At 75.4% G+C, this 17,413-nt stretch carries 17 protein-coding genes; 9 read left to right on the forward strand and 8 right to left on the reverse strand.

The genetic code is table 11. The features are described from left to right. Positions 1-54 precede the first annotated feature (54 nt). Positions 55-1,161, forward strand: a complete 1,107-nt coding sequence (locus tag OG823_RS30380; RefSeq protein WP_371483317.1) for an ROK family transcriptional regulator — start codon at positions 55-57, stop codon at positions 1,159-1,161. 475 nt (positions 1,162-1,636) lie between these two features. Next, positions 1,637-3,142, forward strand: a complete 1,506-nt coding sequence (locus OG823_RS30385) for an alkaline phosphatase family protein (RefSeq protein WP_371483319.1) — start codon at positions 1,637-1,639, stop codon at positions 3,140-3,142. 48 nt (positions 3,143-3,190) lie between these two features. Here OG823_RS30385 and OG823_RS30390 read toward each other — a convergent pair whose 3' ends face one another. From OG823_RS30390 to OG823_RS30400, 3 genes are all read right to left on the reverse strand, one after another. Next, complete coding sequence (locus tag OG823_RS30390; protein WP_371483321.1) at positions 3,191-3,694, reverse strand: MarR family winged helix-turn-helix transcriptional regulator; 504 nt, start codon at positions 3,692-3,694, stop codon at positions 3,191-3,193. A 234-nt stretch (positions 3,695-3,928) separates the two neighbouring features. Then, entirely contained in the window at positions 3,929-4,879 is a 951-nt protein-coding gene (locus OG823_RS30395; protein ID WP_371483322.1) for a M56 family metallopeptidase, read from the reverse strand. Continuing rightward, positions 4,876-5,256 (reverse strand): BlaI/MecI/CopY family transcriptional regulator, encoded by a 381-nt coding sequence (locus OG823_RS30400; RefSeq protein ID WP_371483323.1) that lies wholly within the window; start codon positions 5,254-5,256, stop codon positions 4,876-4,878. Before OG823_RS30400 ends, OG823_RS30395 begins: the two co-directional genes overlap by 4 nt. Before the next feature lie 342 nt (positions 5,257-5,598). On the opposite strand from OG823_RS30400, the gene OG823_RS30405 reads away from it, so the two are divergent. Then, the gene (locus OG823_RS30405) at positions 5,599-6,120 is read left to right on the forward strand and encodes a putative immunity protein (RefSeq protein ID WP_371483324.1); all 522 of its coding nucleotides are present in this window, start codon (positions 5,599-5,601) and stop codon (positions 6,118-6,120) included. A gap of 152 nt (positions 6,121-6,272) precedes the next feature. Here OG823_RS30405 and OG823_RS30410 read toward each other — a convergent pair whose 3' ends face one another. The 5 genes from OG823_RS30410 to OG823_RS30430 all read right to left on the reverse strand — a co-directional run bounded on the left by OG823_RS30410 (position 6,273) and on the right by OG823_RS30430 (position 10,496). Further along, complete coding sequence (locus tag OG823_RS30410; protein WP_371483325.1) at positions 6,273-6,863, reverse strand: S26 family signal peptidase; 591 nt, start codon at positions 6,861-6,863, stop codon at positions 6,273-6,275. Continuing rightward, positions 6,860-8,944: an ABC transporter ATP-binding protein gene (locus OG823_RS30415; RefSeq protein ID WP_371483326.1), complete on the reverse strand. Its 2,085-nt coding sequence runs from the start codon at positions 8,942-8,944 to the stop codon at positions 6,860-6,862. Before OG823_RS30415 ends, OG823_RS30410 begins: the two co-directional genes overlap by 4 nt. Continuing rightward, on the reverse strand, positions 8,941-9,558 hold the full coding sequence (locus OG823_RS30420; protein WP_371483327.1) for a hypothetical protein: 618 nt from the start codon (positions 9,556-9,558) through the stop codon (positions 8,941-8,943). Before OG823_RS30420 ends, OG823_RS30415 begins: the two co-directional genes overlap by 4 nt. Next, entirely contained in the window at positions 9,555-10,100 is a 546-nt protein-coding gene (locus tag OG823_RS30425; protein ID WP_371483328.1) for a MauE/DoxX family redox-associated membrane protein, read from the reverse strand. Before OG823_RS30425 ends, OG823_RS30420 begins: the two co-directional genes overlap by 4 nt. Positions 10,101-10,280: 180 nt before the next feature. Beyond that, positions 10,281-10,496 (reverse strand): hypothetical protein, encoded by a 216-nt coding sequence (locus tag OG823_RS30430; RefSeq protein ID WP_371483329.1) that lies wholly within the window; start codon positions 10,494-10,496, stop codon positions 10,281-10,283. Between the two features lie 204 nt (positions 10,497-10,700). Between OG823_RS30430 and OG823_RS30435 the strand changes: the two genes are divergently transcribed. From OG823_RS30435 to OG823_RS30460, 6 genes are all read left to right on the forward strand, one after another. After that, positions 10,701-13,328, forward strand: coding sequence for a BTAD domain-containing putative transcriptional regulator (locus tag OG823_RS30435; protein WP_371483330.1), 2,628 nt, complete (start codon positions 10,701-10,703; stop codon positions 13,326-13,328). A 225-nt stretch (positions 13,329-13,553) separates the two neighbouring features. Then, entirely contained in the window at positions 13,554-13,709 is a 156-nt protein-coding gene (locus OG823_RS30440; protein WP_371483331.1) for a DUF6131 family protein, read from the forward strand. Between the two features lie 250 nt (positions 13,710-13,959). Next, complete coding sequence (locus OG823_RS30445) at positions 13,960-14,790, forward strand: YhjD/YihY/BrkB family envelope integrity protein (protein ID WP_371483332.1); 831 nt, start codon at positions 13,960-13,962, stop codon at positions 14,788-14,790. A gap of 145 nt (positions 14,791-14,935) precedes the next feature. Then, entirely contained in the window at positions 14,936-15,382 is a 447-nt protein-coding gene (locus OG823_RS30450; RefSeq protein ID WP_371483333.1) for a hypothetical protein, read from the forward strand. A gap of 236 nt (positions 15,383-15,618) precedes the next feature. Then, complete coding sequence (locus tag OG823_RS30455; RefSeq protein ID WP_371483334.1) at positions 15,619-16,995, forward strand: mycothione reductase; 1,377 nt, start codon at positions 15,619-15,621, stop codon at positions 16,993-16,995. Further along, positions 16,992-17,330, forward strand: a complete 339-nt coding sequence (locus OG823_RS30460; protein ID WP_371483335.1) for a substrate-binding domain-containing protein — start codon at positions 16,992-16,994, stop codon at positions 17,328-17,330. Before OG823_RS30455 ends, OG823_RS30460 begins: the two co-directional genes overlap by 4 nt. The last annotated feature ends 83 nt before the right edge of the window (positions 17,331-17,413 follow it).

The raw sequence follows: 17,413 nt of genomic DNA on the forward strand, positions 1-17,413 counted from the left end.
CGCTCCAGTTAAACAACACTGTGGACAAAGTGCAAGGTTCGGCATAATCGGAGGATGTCGACACCTGAAGCCACCCCCGGGACGGTTCGCACGGCGGGCCCCGACGGTGCCAACCTGATGGCGCTGCGGGATCACAACGCCACCGCCGTACTCAGCCGGATCCGCGCGGACGGGGGCAGCAGCAGGGTCGAACTCGCGGCGGCCACCGGCCTGTCCGCGCAGGCCGTCAGTAAGATCGTCATGCGGCTGACCGAGTCCGGGCTGATCACCGACGCCGGACGCGGGCCCTCCACCGGCGGCAAGCCGCGAACGCTGCTCCGGCTGGTCCCGGACGCCCGCTGGGCGGTCGGCGCACAGCTGGGGCGGGACGCCCTCACGGTGCTGCTCGCCGATCTCACCGGTCGGCCGGTGACGGTGCGCACCGTCGCCACCGACATGCGGCGCCCGCCCGGCGAGGTGCTCGACCAGCTGGCGGCCGAGGTCGCGCTGGTGCTCGCGGACCTTCCCCGGGATCGGGTGCTCGGCATCGGTCTCGCCTGTCCCGGTCCGCTGGACCAGCGCGCCGGGGTGCTCCACCGGGTGACCGGCAACCCCGCCTGGAGCGACCTGCCGCTGCGTGACCGGGCCGCGCTGCGCCTCGGCCTGGACGTGGTCATCGAGAAGGACACCACCGCCGGCGTGCTGAGCGGCCTCGGGTCACCGGAGCGGGCCTTCATCTCCCTGGGGGACGGGCTGGACCCGGGGCTGGGGGCCGGCCTGGTCCTGGGCGGCCGGGTCCAGCGCGGGGCGCGTACGAACGCCGGCGAGTTCGGCCACCAGTGCGTCGACCCCGCCGGTCCGCGGTGCGCCTGCGGCAGCCGGGGTTGCCTGGAGGCGCTCTGCGCGGCGGCGCTGGCCGCCGGAGACCCGCAGGAGGCGGCGCGGCTGCTCGGGGTCGGGGTGGTCAACCTGGTGCGGCTGCTGGACCTGGACCAGGTGATTCTGGCCGGGCGGGCGGTCCTGGCGGATCCCGACCGGTACGTCGGGGCCGTGCGGGCGGAACTGGCGCGGCGACTGCCGGATCCGCAGTGGCAGCGGGTGTCGGTGGAGGTCGCCGAGGCCGGCGCGCAGGCGGTGGTGCTGGGCGCGGCGAGCCTGGTGCTGGCCAAGGTGTTCGGCTGAGCCCGGCCCGTGATGGGGGCACGCGGCGGCGCCGGATGTGCCCGGTCGAGCCGGGGGCTCCGGGGCGGCGGCCTTCTGCCCTCGCTCCGCCGCTGTGCCCCCGCCTGCGCCCCCGTCGCTGCGTCGCTGCGCTGCGCCCCGTCGCCCCGTTCGCCGGTCCGTTCTCGGCTGCTGGTCCGACGGCCACGGCGGGCGCCGGGCCGGTGCGGTGCCGCTTCGCGCCAGGGCGCACCTCGCCACCGGGGAAGGACTGCTGACGGACCGTCGGGACGTGCGGTGACGGGCCGTCGATGATCACGAGAAGGTAACGGGTCTGGACCTAAGTTCGGGAGTTGTTCATACAGCCGTGCCTTGAGCGAGGCCGGGGGATCGCCGGGCGGCTCCAAGCTCGTCAGCGGCGGTCACCGGGACCAGCTCCACCCCGGGCCCGCTCGTCCTGCACGTCCCTCCGCCTCCCCCGGGAGTTCCTGTGCGCATGTCCCGTCCCGTCCGGGCCGCCCTCGCCACCGCCACGCTCACCGCGGCCCTGCTGCCGCTCACCGGCGTCCAGGCCTCGGCCGCCACCGGTCCGTACAAGGGCCTGCCCAGCGGCACCAAGACGGCCAAGACGCTGGTGATCGGTGTCGACGGCACTCGGTACGACAAGCTGCTGACCGCCGACGCGCCGAACATCAAGGCGCTGATGGCCGGGGGCCTGACCGCCACCAGCAACCTCTACGCGAACCCGCTGGCCCCCACGCTCTCCGGCCCGGGCTGGTCGACCATCGCCACCGGCGTGTGGCCCGACAAGCACGGCGTGAAGGACAACACCTTCGCCGGCTCGCACTTCGATCTCTACCCGGACCTCGCCACCCGGCTGGAGACGGCCGCGCCCAGCGCCTCCACCCTGGTCGCCGCGTCCTGGAACCCGATCGCGGACAACGTCTTCAACGGCAAGGCCGACCTGCGGATCGACGAGAGCGAGAACGACGCCAAGACCGCCTCGGACGCCGCCGACTACCTCGCCAACGGCAACCCCGACACGACCTTCCTGCACTTCGACCAGGTCGACGAGGCCGGGCACAGCTACGGCGGCACCAGCACCCAGTACGCCGCCGCCATCCACTCGGCCGACGCGCTGGTCGGGCAGGTGGTCCAGGCGGTGCGCAGCCGTCCGACCTACGCGGCCGAGGACTGGCTGATCATCGTCACCACCGACCACGGCCACACCGACGCCGGCGGCCACGGCGGGAACAGCGCCGTGGAGCGCCAGACGTTCCAGGTGGTCGACGGGGCCGGCTACGCCGCCGGGTCCACCCGCTTCGACGTCAAGCCGGTGGACGTCGCCCCCACCGTGCTGAAGCACGAGGGTGTCGCCATCGACCCGGCCTGGCAGCTCGACGGCAAGCCCATCGACGAGATCGTCCCGGACGCCTTCGACGCGCTGCGCCCCGCTCTCCAGACCCGGGTGGACGAGACCGGCATCCCCGCCGCCACCAAGGGCTGGACCCACACCCCGCCGTCCGGCTGGAGCATCGACAACTCCCGGATGCCCACCGGCGGCGTCACCGAGTGGCGCGGCTGGGCCTTCGCCACCGACGAGTTCTGGACCGCCTCCCAGCTCGGGCAGTCCCGGGAGACCAACGTCCGCGCGCGCAACGTCTTCGCGGTCGCGGACTCCGACGAGTGGGACGACAAGTCCCACGGCGCCGGGCAGTTCGACTCCACCCTGATCAGCCCCGCGTTCCCGGTCAGCGGCACCCGGGCCACCGTCTCCTTCGCGAACGACTACAAGGTGGACGGCCCGCAGACCGGCGACCTGTACATCGTCTTCGGCTCCGGCGCCCCGCAGCTGGTGAAGTCCTACCGCAGTGACCTCAACAGCTTCGAGAAGATCGCGGTCACCGTCCCGGCCGGGGCCACCACCGCCCAGCTCCAGTTCCGCTACACCGGCACCAACAGCGCGTTCTGGACGGTGGACCAGGTCTCCGTCACCTCCTGACGCACCCCCGAACCGGCCCGCCGCAGGCGGGCCCGGCTCCCCGGCCGGTCAGCCGCCCGACGCGGGGCCGGCCGGGGAGCCGGGCCCGGACCGTTCGGACCGTTCGGGCCGCTCCGCCGTGGCGCACACCCGGCGCAGAAGGGCGTTCAACTGCGCCCGTTCGCCTCTGGTGAGCGAGCGCAGGAGGTCGTCCTGGGCGGCCGCGGCATCGGCGTGCAGCAGGTCGAGTGTTCCGCGTCCGGCGGCGTTCACCATCACCACCTCGTGGCGGCGGTCGATGTGGACGGGGAAGGCCTCGACGAGCCGGGCGGCCAGGAGGGTCTGCACGATCGGCAACGCGTCGGTGAGGGTCAGCCCTATCCGGGCGGCCAGATCGGGCTTCGCGTGCGGCCCGTGTTCGGCGAGCGCCGCGAGCACCGCCAGGTGCGGCCGGCTCATGCCCCGCTCCGCGAGCCGCTCCGTCAGCCGCAGTTCGGCGGCCCGGCCGGCCAGCGGCAACAGGTGGATGGCCTGCTGGAGTGGGCTCGATGAGCCCTTGCGGCCGTCGTACATCTGCGCTCCCTCCGCACCGTGGGCTGCCTTGAGATCGGCCTCGCCAGGGTGTGTGGCCGGTCCGCTGTGCGGGCCGGACCGCCGCCGTGACCGGGGTGCGCCGTGCACGCACCGATCGCGGTGGGCGCACGCAGGAGAGCGGCACCGCCCCATTGGTCTACCCGAGTGTAGACGAATGGGGCGGTGCCGGGCACTGCCCGGACGCCGTTCCGGGCGCCCCGGAGCGAGCGGCGGCTACGGCTGAACGATCGTCTGGACCTGTTCGACGTACTCGTGCAGACCGTAGGCGGAGCCGATGCTCAGGGTGAGCGAGAGGGCGACGACGGCGAGCAGGGCGAGCGCCGTCGTCCGCAGGAGCCGGCCGTGCGGGGGCGCCGGCGGGGGGTCGAGCAGGGCGCTGACCCGCCGGGGGACCGGGCCGGTGTCGATGGCCGGCAGCAGACCGGGGCGCCGGTCGGGGCTGCCGGACGCCAGGGCCGCGCGGGCGACCGCGGCGGCGGCCAGCCGTCGACTCCCCACCGCGGTGGCCGCGGCCTCGTCCGCCCACCGCTCCAGCTGGAACGACGTCGCGGACGCGAGGCCGCGAACGGCCGGGTGTGCGGCCGAGGCCAGCTGCACCAGTCGCGCGAGCAGGTGGTGGCGCCCGGCGAGATGGGCCCGCTCGTGGGCGAGCAGTACGTCGCGCCCGTCGATGTCGAGGGAGCGCAGCATCGCCGAGGTCACCACGATCCGGCCCGAGCGGCCGCCGTGGCCGGGCAGCGCGAAGGCGTCCGCCGACTCCCCGGGGATCACCACGAGTTCGCCGCTGTCCGGATGCGCCTCCACGGTCCGCCAGGTCCGGTCCAGCAGGCGCCGCTGCCGGCGCCACAGCCGCGCCGTCAGGCCGGCCACGACGACCAGGGCGACCGCGCCGGCGACGGCGGCCGGCACGGCTGGTGCGGCCGGGTCGAGCGACGGGCGCGACGGGCCTCCGGTGGACGCGCGCAGTCGGAGCTGGAGCAGTCCGCCGGCGACCAGGCCGCCCCACGCCCACACCGTGCCGGCGGCCAGCGCCACGGCCGACCCCACGAGGGTGAGGGCGGCGGCCCTCGGCGGGAGGAGGCCGGCCAGCCGCCGCGCCGCGGGGACCGCCGCCCAGGGCCAGAGGAGGGCCAGGAGCACCAGGGCGGCCACGAGGACGCTCACTCGCCACCCTCCCCGGCCGTACGCAGCAGGCGGCGCAGGACGACCTCGTCGTCCGGGGAGAGGGCGGAGACGAAGCGCTCCAGGACCAGATCCCGGTGCGGGTCGCGGTGGAGCTCCCGGTGCATCCGACTGGCGGTCAGGCCGGGCGCGTCGTGCACGGGGGAGTACACGAATCCGCGGCCGTCGCGTTCGCGCCTCAGCGTCCCCTTCTCGTACAGGCGGGTGAGGATCGTCGTCACCGTGGTCCTGGCCTGGCGGCGGCCGAGAGCCTCCCGGACCTGACCGGCCGTGAGCGGCCCGGTCGCCGCCCAGAGTACGGCGAGCACGTCGGCCACGAGTTCGCCGTGCGGCCGCCTGGGGTCGCTCCCGTCCGACATCTGGGTCGCTCCGTTCCGGCTGGGCCCGCCACTCGCGCCGTCGGTGGCCGTCCGGACCGGACGACCACCGACGGCGCGAGCACGCAGGCCTCTTTCATTAAGGTATGCCTAAGCTAACTGTAGTGGGCGCCCTCGCCCGGGGCGACGACGGTCCGGCCCGCCTCGCGGTCGCCGTTCGCGACTCGGAGCCGTGTCCGGAGCCGTGCGAGGCCGACCACCGGCGGCGAAGTGGACGACCAGCCCGTCCCGGTCGGTCGCCGTCAGGCGCGGGCGCCCGGCCCACTCTCCTCGGCGGCCGATGGCGCCGGCGCCGGGGAGCGGGCGGACCGGCATGATGGGCGGGTGGACACGGTGACGATCAGCGACGAGGACCGACGGCTTCTCGGACTCTGGGCCGCCGAGTGCGTCGAGCGGGTGCTCCCGCTCTTCGAGGCGAAGGCTCCCGGCGACACCCGCCCTCGCGAGGCGGTCGAGGGCATCCGGGCGTACGTGCGCGAGGGGACCCGGACCGGGCGCCTGCGATCGCTGGCCTGGGCGGCCCACGCGGCCGCACGCGACGTCGACGATCCGGCCGCCACCGCCGCGGCCCGCGCCGCGTGCTACGCGGCGGCCACCCCGTACATCCACCCACTGGCGACCGCGCACCAGTCGAAGCACGTCCTCGGGCCCGCCGTGTACCAGGCGCGTGCTCGTGAACTCGCCTCGGGCGAGGATACCGTGGTCGGTGACGAGGAGCTCCGCTGGGCGATCGAGCACGCCCCGCCGGCGGTTCGGGAGCTCGTGCGGCGGATGCCGGCCCGCAGCCCCGGTCGTAGTCGGCTGGACACGCTCTACCACCGGCTGGACGCGGCCCTGCGAGGCTGATCGCCGGGGCGGCCCGCCGAGGTGGCGCGCCCGCGTCGGGGGAGCTCCGATTCCAGCGCGGCGGGCGGGGTGAGCGGTACCTCACCTGCCGGGCCCGTCGGCCGTCCCGGTCCCGGTCCCGGTCCCGGTCCCGGGCCCGGTCCCGGTCACCGTTACGATCCCGTCCCCGGCCCGCCGGACACGGCGGCCCGCGTCCCGGAGGGTGACCGGTCGCCGATCGGGTCCGAGTCCTCCGGGTGGGCGCGCTCCGGTCGTCCGGGATCGCGCGGGCACCCCGGGCCCGCCGGCAGCGGGCGCAGCGGCCGCACCGCCACCCCCAGCAACCGCTCCCGGGCCACGTAGCCGAAGTGGCGCGAGTCGAGGCTGACCGTCGGGTTGTCGCCCAGGACCAGGAACCTCCCGGGCGGCACGATCGACCCCGGCGGGCAGCCGAGGGCGCCGGCCAGCGCCTCGGGGACGACGTCACCCGGGACGGCCGCGATCCGCTTGATGAGCAGCCCGCCGGTGTGCGGCGCCCCCGCCCGCAGGACCCGAGTGCCGCCGTCCGGACGGACCGGTGGCACGGGCGACGGGCCCGGCCGCGGTCCGAGCACGACGATGTGCCCCCTGGTCAGGCGGTGCGGGCGCCGACGGATGACGAGCACGCGGTCGCCGTCGCGCAGGGCCGGCTCCATGCTGGGACCGGTCACGGTGACGGCGAGGAGGCGCGCGCCCAGGAGGCGTCGGATGAGCCGTGCGGTCACGACACGCTCTCCCGGCCGCTGATGGCCGAGGACGCTCGCGGTGGGCGCGGCGCCGTCGGTGCGTCCGAGGCTCGTGGCGGCGCCGTCGGTGCGTCCGAGGCGCGCGCCGCCGTCGTCCCGGCCGCCCCTGGCGGACCCGGTGGGAGCGGACCGGCCGCCGGAGCGTCCTCGGCGGCCGCGTATCCGTCGGCCTGCAGGTGGAAGAGCCGTGCGTAGGCGCCGTCACGGCGGACGAGTTCCCGGTGCGGGCCGGTCTCGGTGATGCGGCCGTCCGCCAGGACGGCGATGGTGTCCGCGTCCCGCAGGGCGCTGAGGCGGTGCGAGATGAGGAGCCCGGCTCGGCCCGCGCGGTGCCCGCGCAGGCGGTGGTGGACGGTGTGTTCGGCCTCCGGATCCATGCCGGAGCTGGGTTCGTCCAGGATGAGCAGGTCCGCGTCGCCGCGAACCAGCGAGCGGGCCAGGGCCAGCCGTTGCCACTGGCCGCCGGAGAGCACCAGACCGGTGCCGGCGTCCTTCTTGTCCTGCTCGCTGAAGAAGATCCGGCTGAGCAGCGTGTCGTAGCCGTTCGGGAGCCGCGAGAGCCGGTCGTGGACGCCGGCCAGGGTGGCCGCGTGCTCGACGCGGGGGGCGTCCGCGAGCGCCGTGAGGTCGCCGAGGGCGATGTTCTCGCGTGCCGTGAGGTCGTACTCCATGAAGTCCTGGAAGGTCGCCCCGATCCGTCGGCGCAGCTCACGCGGGCAGAGTTCGCGCAGGTCGACGCCGTCCCAGAGGATCTGCCCCCTGGTCGGGTCGTAGAACCGGCACAGCAGCTTCACCAGCGTGGACTTGCCGGCTCCGTTGAGGCCGACGAGGCCGACGGCCTGCCCGGCGGGGATGACGAGGTCGACGCCCCGGAGCACCCAGGGCGCGTGGTCGCCGTAGCGGAACCACACGTCCCGCAGCTCCACCGCGTGGCGCAGCGGCGGCACGGCTCCGGGCCTTGGGGGGACGGGCAGGTCGGTCGGCGCACCGGTGACGGCGAGGAAGTGACGGAACATCAGCATGGCCTGGTGGCCGCGGGCCAGTTCGAGCGCGAGGCTCGCGAGCGCGGCCTGCACGGCGGGCAGGGCGGCGACCAGGATCGTGACGTCCCCGACGGTGACGGCTCCGGAACGGGCCGCCGCCACCGCCCACAGCAGACCGAAGCCGGCCACCACGGCGGAGAGCAGGGCGAGCCCGGCCTGTACGCCGAGTTCCTGTCGGTCGACCCGCTCCCTTGCCGTGTCGGAGGTGCGGCGTTCCGTGAACATCCGCTCGCGCAGGAAGCGGCCGACGCCGAAGAGCCTGATCTCCTTCGCGGCCTGCAGGTTCGTCAGGAGGGCGCTGTAGAAGAGCTCCCTGCGTTCCGCCGGGCCGACCGTCCGGTGCATGGCCGCCCGGCGCCGACTGAGGGCGATCTCCGCGCACAGGACGGGCACTCCGGAGACCAGGACGGCCGCGGCCGTCCAGGGTCCGAGCAGGGCCAGCGTCCCGAGGAACCCAATGAGGGTCACCAGGGCACCGAGCAGTCCGATCCCGCTGCCGGCCGCGTCCATCGGGGCGGAGCAGCCGAACTGCTGGGCCAGCCGCAGCCGGTCCAGGAAGCGGGGATCCTCGAAGCGGCGCAGGCCCACGAACCGGTCGACGGCGGTGTGCAGTTCGAGCTGGGCGCGTAGTCCCACGGCCCGCCGCAGTCGCGCTTGCAGGTACTGGAGCAGGTGCGGGACGACGGCGACGGCGACGCCGCAGCCGACCAGCAGCAGGGCGGGGACGGCGAGACCGCCCGCGCCCGCGACGGTGACGCCCCCGACCCCACCTCCACCTCCACCTCCACCACCGGCCCCGGCCCCGGCTCCGCTGTCGGTCCCGGCGATGAGGCGGTCGAGCACGGTCCGCAGGATCCAGGCCCCGGCCACCGGCACCACCGAAGCGGCGAGCATGAGCAGCAGCCAGGCGGCCAGGCCGACGGGCGAGGCCAGGTGCACCAGGCGGATCGCGGCGGCCAGGACGCGCGGGGCGCCGCTGGTGGCGTCCTGCTCGCCGTCCGGGCTCGGCGCGCTCACAGTGCGGTGGACAGGGCAGAGGGGGCAGAGGGGGCAGAGGAGGTGGACAGGGCAGAGGCGGCGGTGGCAGGGGTGGCCGCGTCCGGCCAGACGTCGGTCCCGGTGACCACGAGGCGCCCGTCCGGTGCTCGCCCCACGCGCGCGCTCACGGGGAAGGCGCGGACGGCGAACGCACTGGTCAGAGGCCCCTCATGGTCCTCCTGCACGGTGCGCACGACGGGAGCCAGCGCCGCGATCATCGGCTCGGCCTCATCGGCGTCCCCCACCACCACGGCGAGGAGGCGGCGGTCCCCGGCCGGGCGCTCCGCCGCGCGCTCGACGAACCCGGGGAGCTTCTGCCGGCAGGGCCGGCAGGTGGGCGAGAAGAACGCGACCAGAGTCCCGTCGGCCAGGTCCTCATCGGTGATCGGGCCGTCGGACGTCTGCGCCTCGAAGGCGCCGACCGCTGCGCCGACCGGCGCGACGGCACCGTCGGGCGCCCCGGCAGGATGGCCGCCGACGTGCGCGAGCCGCTCCGTGTGCTCGCGCAGCCGCCTGACGATCCCGACGGCGAAAAGGAGGTTGAGCAGGGACAGCACGCCGACTCCGGCGAGGCCGAGAGCGAGGAGCGTCACGGTGATTGGTCCTTTCGGGGCAGCGGCCGGAAGAGTCCGACGAGGTCGTCGAGCGTGGTGGCGAGCAGGCCGAGGACGCCGCCCGCCAGCCACGCCGAGACGGCCGCCACGGGGGTGATGGATCCCGGCTCCGCCAGGGCGGTGGCCGCGATGCCCGCAGCCGCCACGGCAAGGAGTCCGGCGTTGCGTACGGCGTGGACGGCGCCGAACGGCACCGACGATCTCCCGAAGCAGCGGCACGGCGTGCCGGTGGGGGAGCGTGACGCGGCGACGGCGAGCAGGGTGAAGGCGCCGAGCAGCGCGGCGGCGAGGGCCAGGCCGGGGAGGACCGTGCCCGGTACCGCGAGGGCCACGACGGTGGCGGCCTCGGCGGCCACCACCAGCGCGGCGACCTGGCGGGCCCGGTCGGCGACGGCCGGTACCAGGGCGCCCACGGACGCGGTGAACTCCGCGAAGTCGCGCCGGTCGCGTGCTTTCCCCTGTACGGACAGGGCGAACACCAGGGACAGGCAGCCCCGGCTGATCAGGATGACGACGTCCACGAGCTGCGGACTCCTCTCGTACCGGACGATCCCTCTGCGGAACGGGCGCGTGTCGAACGGGCCGGCGGGGTTCGGGCGTGTGCGGAGCGGGCCCCGGCCGAACGGGCCGGCGGGGTGCGGTGCCCGCGCACCCCGCCGGAGCGTCGATCGGTCAACCGGCCCGGTCGGCCCGGGCGTTGATCAGCAGCCGCAGCGGAACGCGCCGTACGTGACGGTGCCGTCCGAGCAGGTCGTGATGGTCTGCGTGTAGCGGTGCCCGGAGGAACCGCAGACCGGCGAGGCGCCGGTGTAGCCGCAGATGGTGTCGGTCCAGCAGTTGGTCGCCGCGGCGGCCTCCGCCTTCGGGACGAAGCGGTCGACCAGGGTGTCGGAGAGGTTCTGGAGCCACTGACGCATGACGGTCCAATCTTCGGGTCGGGCTGGGTTTCGGACGGAGCCTTCGTGGGGCTCCGACGGTGCGTGCCGCGGACCGGACGGGCACACCGGTGCAAGCGACAGGGCAAGATTGCGCGACCGTGCTTGCGGAAACCTTGATCGGACCTGGAATCTGCTGGTGGGACGGCATGAGCCGGGCCCGGGCGCCACAGGGTGGGAGACGCGGTGACGATCAGGTTCGCGGTGCTCGGTGAGATCCGGGCGCATCGGGACGGCGGCCCGGTCGAGCTCGGTCCGGCGCGCCAGCGCACCGTGCTCGCGGCCCTGTTGATGGACGTCAACCGCACGGTGCCGGTGGAGGGACTGGCCGACCGGGTGTGGGGCGCCCGGGCGCCGGCACGGCCCGGGCCCGCGCTGTACAGCTACCTGTCCCGGCTCCGGCAGGCGCTGGACGCGGGGGCGGAGGGCGTCCCGGCCGGTACGGTGCCGATCCGGCGGCCGTCCATCGCGCGGCGCCCCGGCGGGTACGCGCTGGTCGCCGACGCGGACGTCGTGGACGTGCCGCACTTCCGCGACCTGGTCGCACGAGCACGGGTGGCGGACGACGACCTCGCCCTCCCCCTGTACGACCGGGCGCTCGGGTTGTGGCGGGGCGAACCCTTCGCCGGGGTCGACACGCCCTGGTTCAACTCCGTGCGGGAGACGCTGTACGAGCAGCGCCACGCCTGCCGACTCGACCGCCACGACCTCCAGTTGCGCCGCGGGCGCCACACCGCGCTGCTGGCCGAGCTGGCCGCCTGCCACGAGGCACGCCCGCTGGACGAGCGCCTGGCCGCCCAGTTCGTCCTGGCGCTCCACCGGAGCGGGCGGACCGCCGACGCCCTGCGCTGCTTCGAGCGGGTCCGCAGGGCGCTCGCGACGGAGGTGGGCGGCGACCCGGGCCACGACCTGCGCCGGTTGCACGGGCAGATCCTTGCCGGAGATCCGGCGATCGGCGCGCCCGACAGCGCTCCTTCGAGGTCGGCGACCGCCGGGGCCCCGGAGTCCCGCGGCCCGGTCGCGAGCGCCGGCGCACCCACCGCGAGCGGCGCTCCGGGCCGTCCGTCGGAGGGCGCAGCCGCCCCGAGTGGTGACGCCTCGGGGGAGGGCGCCGCCGCCCCGATCGGCGACGCGGGCGAGCGCGCCGTGACGGTCGACCGGCCCGCCATCCGGCCGGGGGCCCTGCGGGAGGCCGTCGTCCCGCGTCAACTACCCCCCACCGCAGCGTGGTTCACCGGACGAGGAGAAGAACTCGCGGTACTCGACCGGGCCCTGGCGCCGGGCGCGCGGGCCGGTGGTCCGATCGCGGTGTGCGCGGTCGGCGGCGCCGGCGGGGTCGGAAAGACCTCGCTGGCCCTGCACTGGGCCCATCGCAACGCGCACCGGTTCCCGCAGGGGCAGCTCTACCTGGATCTTCGCGGCTTCGCCCCGGCCGGCGGGCCGCTGGCGCCGTCCGCCGCGCTCCGGCTGCTCGTCGGCGCGCTCGGCGTGGATCCGGGATCGGCGCCGGCTGACCAGCAGGCGCTGACCGGGCTCTACCGGACTCTGCTCGCGGACCGGCGGGTGCTGATCGTGCTGGACGACGCCGCGGACGCCGAGCAGGTGGCGGCGCTGCTGCCGGGCGGCGCCGGATCCGCCGTCCTGGTGACCAGCCGCCGGTGGCTGACCGGGCTCGCCGTCACCCATGGGGCGCACCTCCTGTCTCTGGAGGAGTTCACCCCCACCGAGTCCCGGGATCTGCTCCGCCGCCATCTGGGGGAGGAAAGGCTCCGCACCAACCCCGAGTGGGTGGCCGCCGTGCTGGAGCACTGCGCGGGCCTGCCACTGGCGATCGGCGTCGCGGGCGCCCGCGCGCGAACCGGGGCCGGGCTGCCCCTGTCGGCGCTGGCGGGGGAACTCCGCGACGAGTCGGCCCGGTTGGACGCGCTGGCCGCGGGTGGCCCGTCGGCCGACGTACGGACCGCCTGTCAGACCTCGTACCGGTCCCTCACCGAGCGGGGCGCCGAGGTCTTCCGGTTCCTCGGGGCGGCGCCCGCCCCGGAGATCGGGCTCGCCGCCGCCGCGAGCCTGCTCGGCCGCCCGCCGGCGGCGACCCGGGCAGCCCTGCGCGAGTTGGAGGCACTGCACCTGGTACGGCAGCACGCACCGGGGCGGTACCGCATGAACGAGCTGATCCGCCTGTACGCGGCCGAGTGCCCGGACGAGGAGGGGCGCTCCGGGCGGGCACTGCGGCGGGTGCTGGACTTCTACCTGCGGACGGCCCACGCCGGCCACCGGTTGCTCCACCCGCACCGGCCTCACCTGGCGGAGCTCGGACCGCCGCCGGCCGGTGTGGCCCCGCAGCCGTTGGCCGACCGGAGCGCCGCCAGGTCGTGGTTCCGGGCCGAGCACGCCTGCCTGCTCGCCGCCCGGCAGTTGGCCGACCAGCGGTGCTGGGACTCCCTCGCCTCGCAGCTGTCCAGCGTGCTGGACGTGTCCGGGCTGTGGCAGGACGAATTCCACGACCGGGCGGCCGCGCCCGACACCGGTCCGGCTGCGGCCGGACGGCTCGGCGGCGGCGGAGCCGCGCACGCCCGGGCACACCACCGTGGCCCGACCAAGCCCCGGGCCCGGCCCGGCGATCGGCGGACCGGTGTTCAGCACGGCCGCCCGGGCCGTGTCCCGGCGCAGGAACCCGCCGGGGCCGCCGGGGCCGCCGTGTTCAACGGGCCCGCCGGATTCACCGGGGAGGAGCGCGCCCACGACCTCGCCGCGGGCGCGCGGGCGCCGCGGCCGCGCGCCGCCCCGGGCCGCCTCTGGCCGTGTCTCGCCTGAGCCCGCCGGCTCCGCCACGCGACCAGCCCGGTGTCCTGACCCCCGGCCGTCCCCGGCCGTCCCCTGTGCAGGCCGGTGTGCGGGTCGACCGACGCGCTGACGGGCGGCCAGGTCGGACGGAGCGGCCCCCGGTCGGGCCCCGGCCGGGGCCTCGGCCCCCGGCGGTTGGAAACCCGCATCCGGGGCAGAAGCCGATGGAGGGGGGCTGAGGTCAGGGAGCGCGACATGATCGTTCTGGGTGTGATCCTTCTCGTGATCGGCATCATCACCGGTCTCGGCTTTCTCTGGTCGATCGGCGCGGTGCTGGTCGTCGTCGGCCTGATCCTCTGGATCCTCGGCGCGGTCGGCCACGAGGTCGGCGGGCGCCGCCACTACTGGTGAACCGGATTCGGACCGGTGGGCCGAGCGCCGACGTCCCCGGTGCAGAAGCCTTCAGTGCCGACGCCCCCGGTGCGGATGCCCCGACTGCCGAGGCCCCGACTGCCGGTGCCGCGAGCGGCGCCGGCCGCCGGTCGTCGGGACCGGATTCGGCAGCGCGGCGATCGGTCGCCGAGACGGGAGGGTCCCGCCCCCGGACCGGATCCTGCCGCCGGGCTGCGCCGCGAAGGCGCCGCCCGAAAGGAGCACCGCGGTGGCGGCCGGACGGGGTGAGCACCGGGCGGGCCGGCTCGGCAGGAGGGGCAGGCAGGCCCGGGCCCTGCTGGTGGACGTGGTCCGCGAGGGCCGGGACCTCGAACTGCTGCACCGGTCGATGGCGTTCGCCGGCCTGTTCTTCGTCACCCTCGTTCCGCTCCTGATCGTCATCGCGGCGGCGCTGCCCGCGCGCGGGAGCGGAATCGCGGACTGGATCACGGACGGGCTGGGAGTGTCCGGCAGGTCGGCCGGCGCCGTGGGCGAGCTGTTCGCCTCCCGCCACGACGTGCTGAGCACCGTCACCGCGCTGGGCCTGGCGGGCCTCGCCGCGTTCGGCCTCTCGCTGATGGCGGCGGTCCAGAAGGCGTACGAGATGATCTGGCACCTGCCCCCGGGTGCCTGGCACAGCCTCTGGCGCCAGGCGGTCGGTCTGGCGGGACTGATCGCCCTGATCCTGCTGAGCACCTGGCGAGGGTCGCCCTGGCTGGGGGTGACGGCCTCGGCCACGCCTCGCGTCCTGCTGGGCGTCTGCTGCGGCGTGCTCTACTTCAGCTGGCTGCCGCACCTACTGCTGGCGGCGCGTGTGCCCTGGGTCCGGCTGCTGCCCGGCGCGCTGGCGACGGTGGCCGCCTTCGCCGGCCTCCGGCTGTTCTCGGAGCTGGTGTTCGCGCCGCTGATCGTGTCCAACGCGGTCTCCTACGGGGCGGTCGGCACCGTCGTGGTGGTGCAGTCCTGGCTGATCGGCGTCGGTTACACCGTCTACGCGGGCGCACTGGTCGGCCGGCTTCTGGTGGCGGGGCCCCGGCCGGGGCCGCCGGAGGAGCCCTGACGGGAGGAGCGCACGACCGGATCCCGGCGGGCCCAGGCCCAGGCCACGGCCCAGGTACGGGCCGGACCAGGTCGACCCCGTGGGAGGCGGATTTCCGGGTAGACGGCCCTTCGGCAGACACGGGACCGGCTTGGGGAGGCAGCACATGGGCAGCAGGAGCACGACGGGTGCGGACGCGGCGCACGCGGTGGCGCGCGGTGCGGAGGTGGTGCGTGAACGAGCCGTCGAGGTCGCCCACGGGGCCCGGCAGGCCGTCGACCCCGCGGTCGCGGTGGCGGCGACGGCCGCCGACCGCACACGGCAGGCCGCCCACCGCGCCGTCGACGTCGCCACCGACCTGGCGGGGAGGGCCGAGGAGGTCGTCGCCGGGGCAGCCGACTCGGGCGTTCGGCGGGTACGGGACACGGCGGCGACCGTGATCCCGCATCGCCGCCGTCGGCGCGGGGCCGTCGGCGGCAGGGTCGTTGCGGTGGTGGCGGCGGCCGCCGTGATCGGGGCGCTGGTGTGGTTCCGCCGAAGCGCCCGTGAGGACATTCCGCCGCAGGGTTGTGAGCTGCAGGACTGCGAGGAGGAGGCCGGGTCGTTGCTCTGACACCCCGCGGCGGCCCCCGCCCAGGGGGCGCACCGGGGCGCACCGGGCCCTCGGCACCTCTGGAGTCCTCGGCCCCGTCGCGGGGCCGGGGACGTTCCCGGTGGGTCCGGCGCTTCCACCGCTTCGGCGGCCCGCACGTCGGACACGGGCCGCCGTACGCCGTGCACCTTCGACACCCGCGCAGGCGTGTCCGAACCAGCGGACACGATCGCCCGTAGGACGGATACCCTCCGCTCATGCATCGTCACGATCTGGTCGTCATCGGCGCCGGTACGGGAAACGCGCTCATCGACGACCGCTTCGCTCATCTGGACGTCGCGGTGATCTCCGAGGGCCCCTTCGGCGGGACGTGCCTGAACGCGGGCTGCATCCCCAGCAAGATGCTCGTGGCGACCGCCGACGTGGCCGACGCCGTCTGCGAGGCGGGCCGGCACGACGTGGACGCCGTCCTCCGGCGGGTGCGCTGGTCCGACGTCCAGCGGCGGATCTTCGGCCGGCTCGACGCCGACTCCCGGCAGGGCGAGGAGGGGCGCCGGGCCTCCCCGTTCGTGACCGTCCACCGGGGGCGGGCCCGCTTCACCGGCGAACGGCGGTTGCGCGTCGAGACCGCGGACGGCCCGGTGGAGGTCGAGGCCGACCGGATCGTCGTCGCGGCGGGCGGCCGGCCGACCGTCCCACCGGTCGTCGCCGAATCCGGTCTGCCCTACGAGACCTCCGACACCGTCATGCGGATCGCGGCGCCCCCCGAGCGGCTGCTGGTCCTCGGCGGCGGCTACATCGCGGCCGAACTCGCCCACGTCTTCCACGCCGTGGGCAGTCGGATCACGATCGTCGAACAGCACGAGCGACTGCTCGCCCAGCAGGACGAAGCGGTCTCCGCCGCGTACACCGACCTCGTCCGCTCCCGCTACGACCTGCGGCTGGGCCGCGCGGCGACGCGGCTGGAGGGCGTCCCGGGTGCGCTGCGCCTGGTGTTGGACGACGGCGCGGTGGTGGAGGGCGACACCCTGCTGGTCGCGGTCGGCCGTCGGCCCAACACCGACCGCCTCGACCTGGCGAAGGCCGGCATCGCCCACGACGAGGACGGACCGATCCGGGTGGACGAGCAGCTGCGCACCAGCGCGGACGGCGTCTGGGCGATCGGCGACGTGTCGACCGGCGTGCCGCTCAAGCACGTCGCCAACCGGGAGGCCGAGGTGGTCGCCCACAATCTGCTGCACCCCGAGGCGCCGCGCACGATGTCGTACGACGCGGTGCCCTCCGCGGTCTTCACCCGGCCGCAGATCGCCCAGGTCGGCCTCACCGAGCAGGATGCCCGCGACCAGGGGCTGGACTACGCCGTGGCCGTCCACCGCTACGAGGACGTGGCGTACGGCTGGGCGATCGAGGACACCCGGGGCTTCTGCAAGATCCTCGCGGAGCGGTCCACGGGACGGCTGCTCGGCGCCCATCTGTTCGGACCGCAGGCCGCCACCCTCGTCCAACCCCTGGTCCTCGCGATGGCCACCGGGATGACCGCCCGTGAGGTCGCGGAGGTGCCCCTGTGGATCCACCCCGCACTGACGGAGGTGGTCGAGAACGCCCTGCTCGCACTCGACACGGGACGGCCGTGACCGGCCCGGCCCGACCGAGGGCGGCGTCGGTCACCCGCCCGGCCGCCGCTCACGCCGGCGGCGACCTCCAGGTCTTCGGTGCCCACACCGCGCTGCGCGAGCGCGGACTGCGCACTCCGGAGGACATCAGCGTGGTCGGCTTCGACGACGTACCCGTCGCCCGGTGGAGCAATCCCACCCTCACCACCGCCCGCCGGCCCCTCCAGGAGACGGCCGCGATGGCCGCCCGGACGCTGCTGCGGGTGATCGACGGCGGGGAGGCCGACCTCCCCCGGGTCGAGTTGGCCACCCGCCTCCAGAACCGCGAGAGCACCGCGCGGCCGCCGACGGGCTGAGCGCGCGGCCCCGCACCGGCGCTGCATCGGCCCCGCACCGGCGCTGCATCGGCGCCGCACCGGCCGGGATCCTCCGACGCCGC

It is taken from the genome of Kitasatospora sp. NBC_00315, from assembly GCF_041435095.1.
Lineage (GTDB): Bacteria > Actinomycetota > Actinomycetes > Streptomycetales > Streptomycetaceae > Kitasatospora.

Excerpts from the sequence above, each read along its gene's own strand:
- OG823_RS30440 (WP_371483331.1), top strand. The coding sequence starts at position 13,554 with ATGATCGTTCTGGGTGTGATCCTTCTCGTGATCGGCATCATCACCGGT.
- OG823_RS30430 (WP_371483329.1), bottom strand. The coding sequence starts at position 10,496 with ATGCGTCAGTGGCTCCAGAACCTCTCCGACACCCTGGTCGACCGCTTC.
- OG823_RS30390 (WP_371483321.1), bottom strand. The coding sequence starts at position 3,694 with ATGTACGACGGCCGCAAGGGCTCATCGAGCCCACTCCAGCAGGCCATC.
- OG823_RS30400 (WP_371483323.1), bottom strand. The coding sequence starts at position 5,256 with ATGTCGGACGGGAGCGACCCCAGGCGGCCGCACGGCGAACTCGTGGCC.
- OG823_RS30455 (WP_371483334.1), top strand. The coding sequence starts at position 15,619 with ATGCATCGTCACGATCTGGTCGTCATCGGCGCCGGTACGGGAAACGCG.
- OG823_RS30380 (WP_371483317.1), top strand. The coding sequence starts at position 55 with ATGTCGACACCTGAAGCCACCCCCGGGACGGTTCGCACGGCGGGCCCC.
- OG823_RS30385 (WP_371483319.1), top strand. The coding sequence starts at position 1,637 with ATGTCCCGTCCCGTCCGGGCCGCCCTCGCCACCGCCACGCTCACCGCG.
- OG823_RS30450 (WP_371483333.1), top strand. The coding sequence starts at position 14,936 with ATGGGCAGCAGGAGCACGACGGGTGCGGACGCGGCGCACGCGGTGGCG.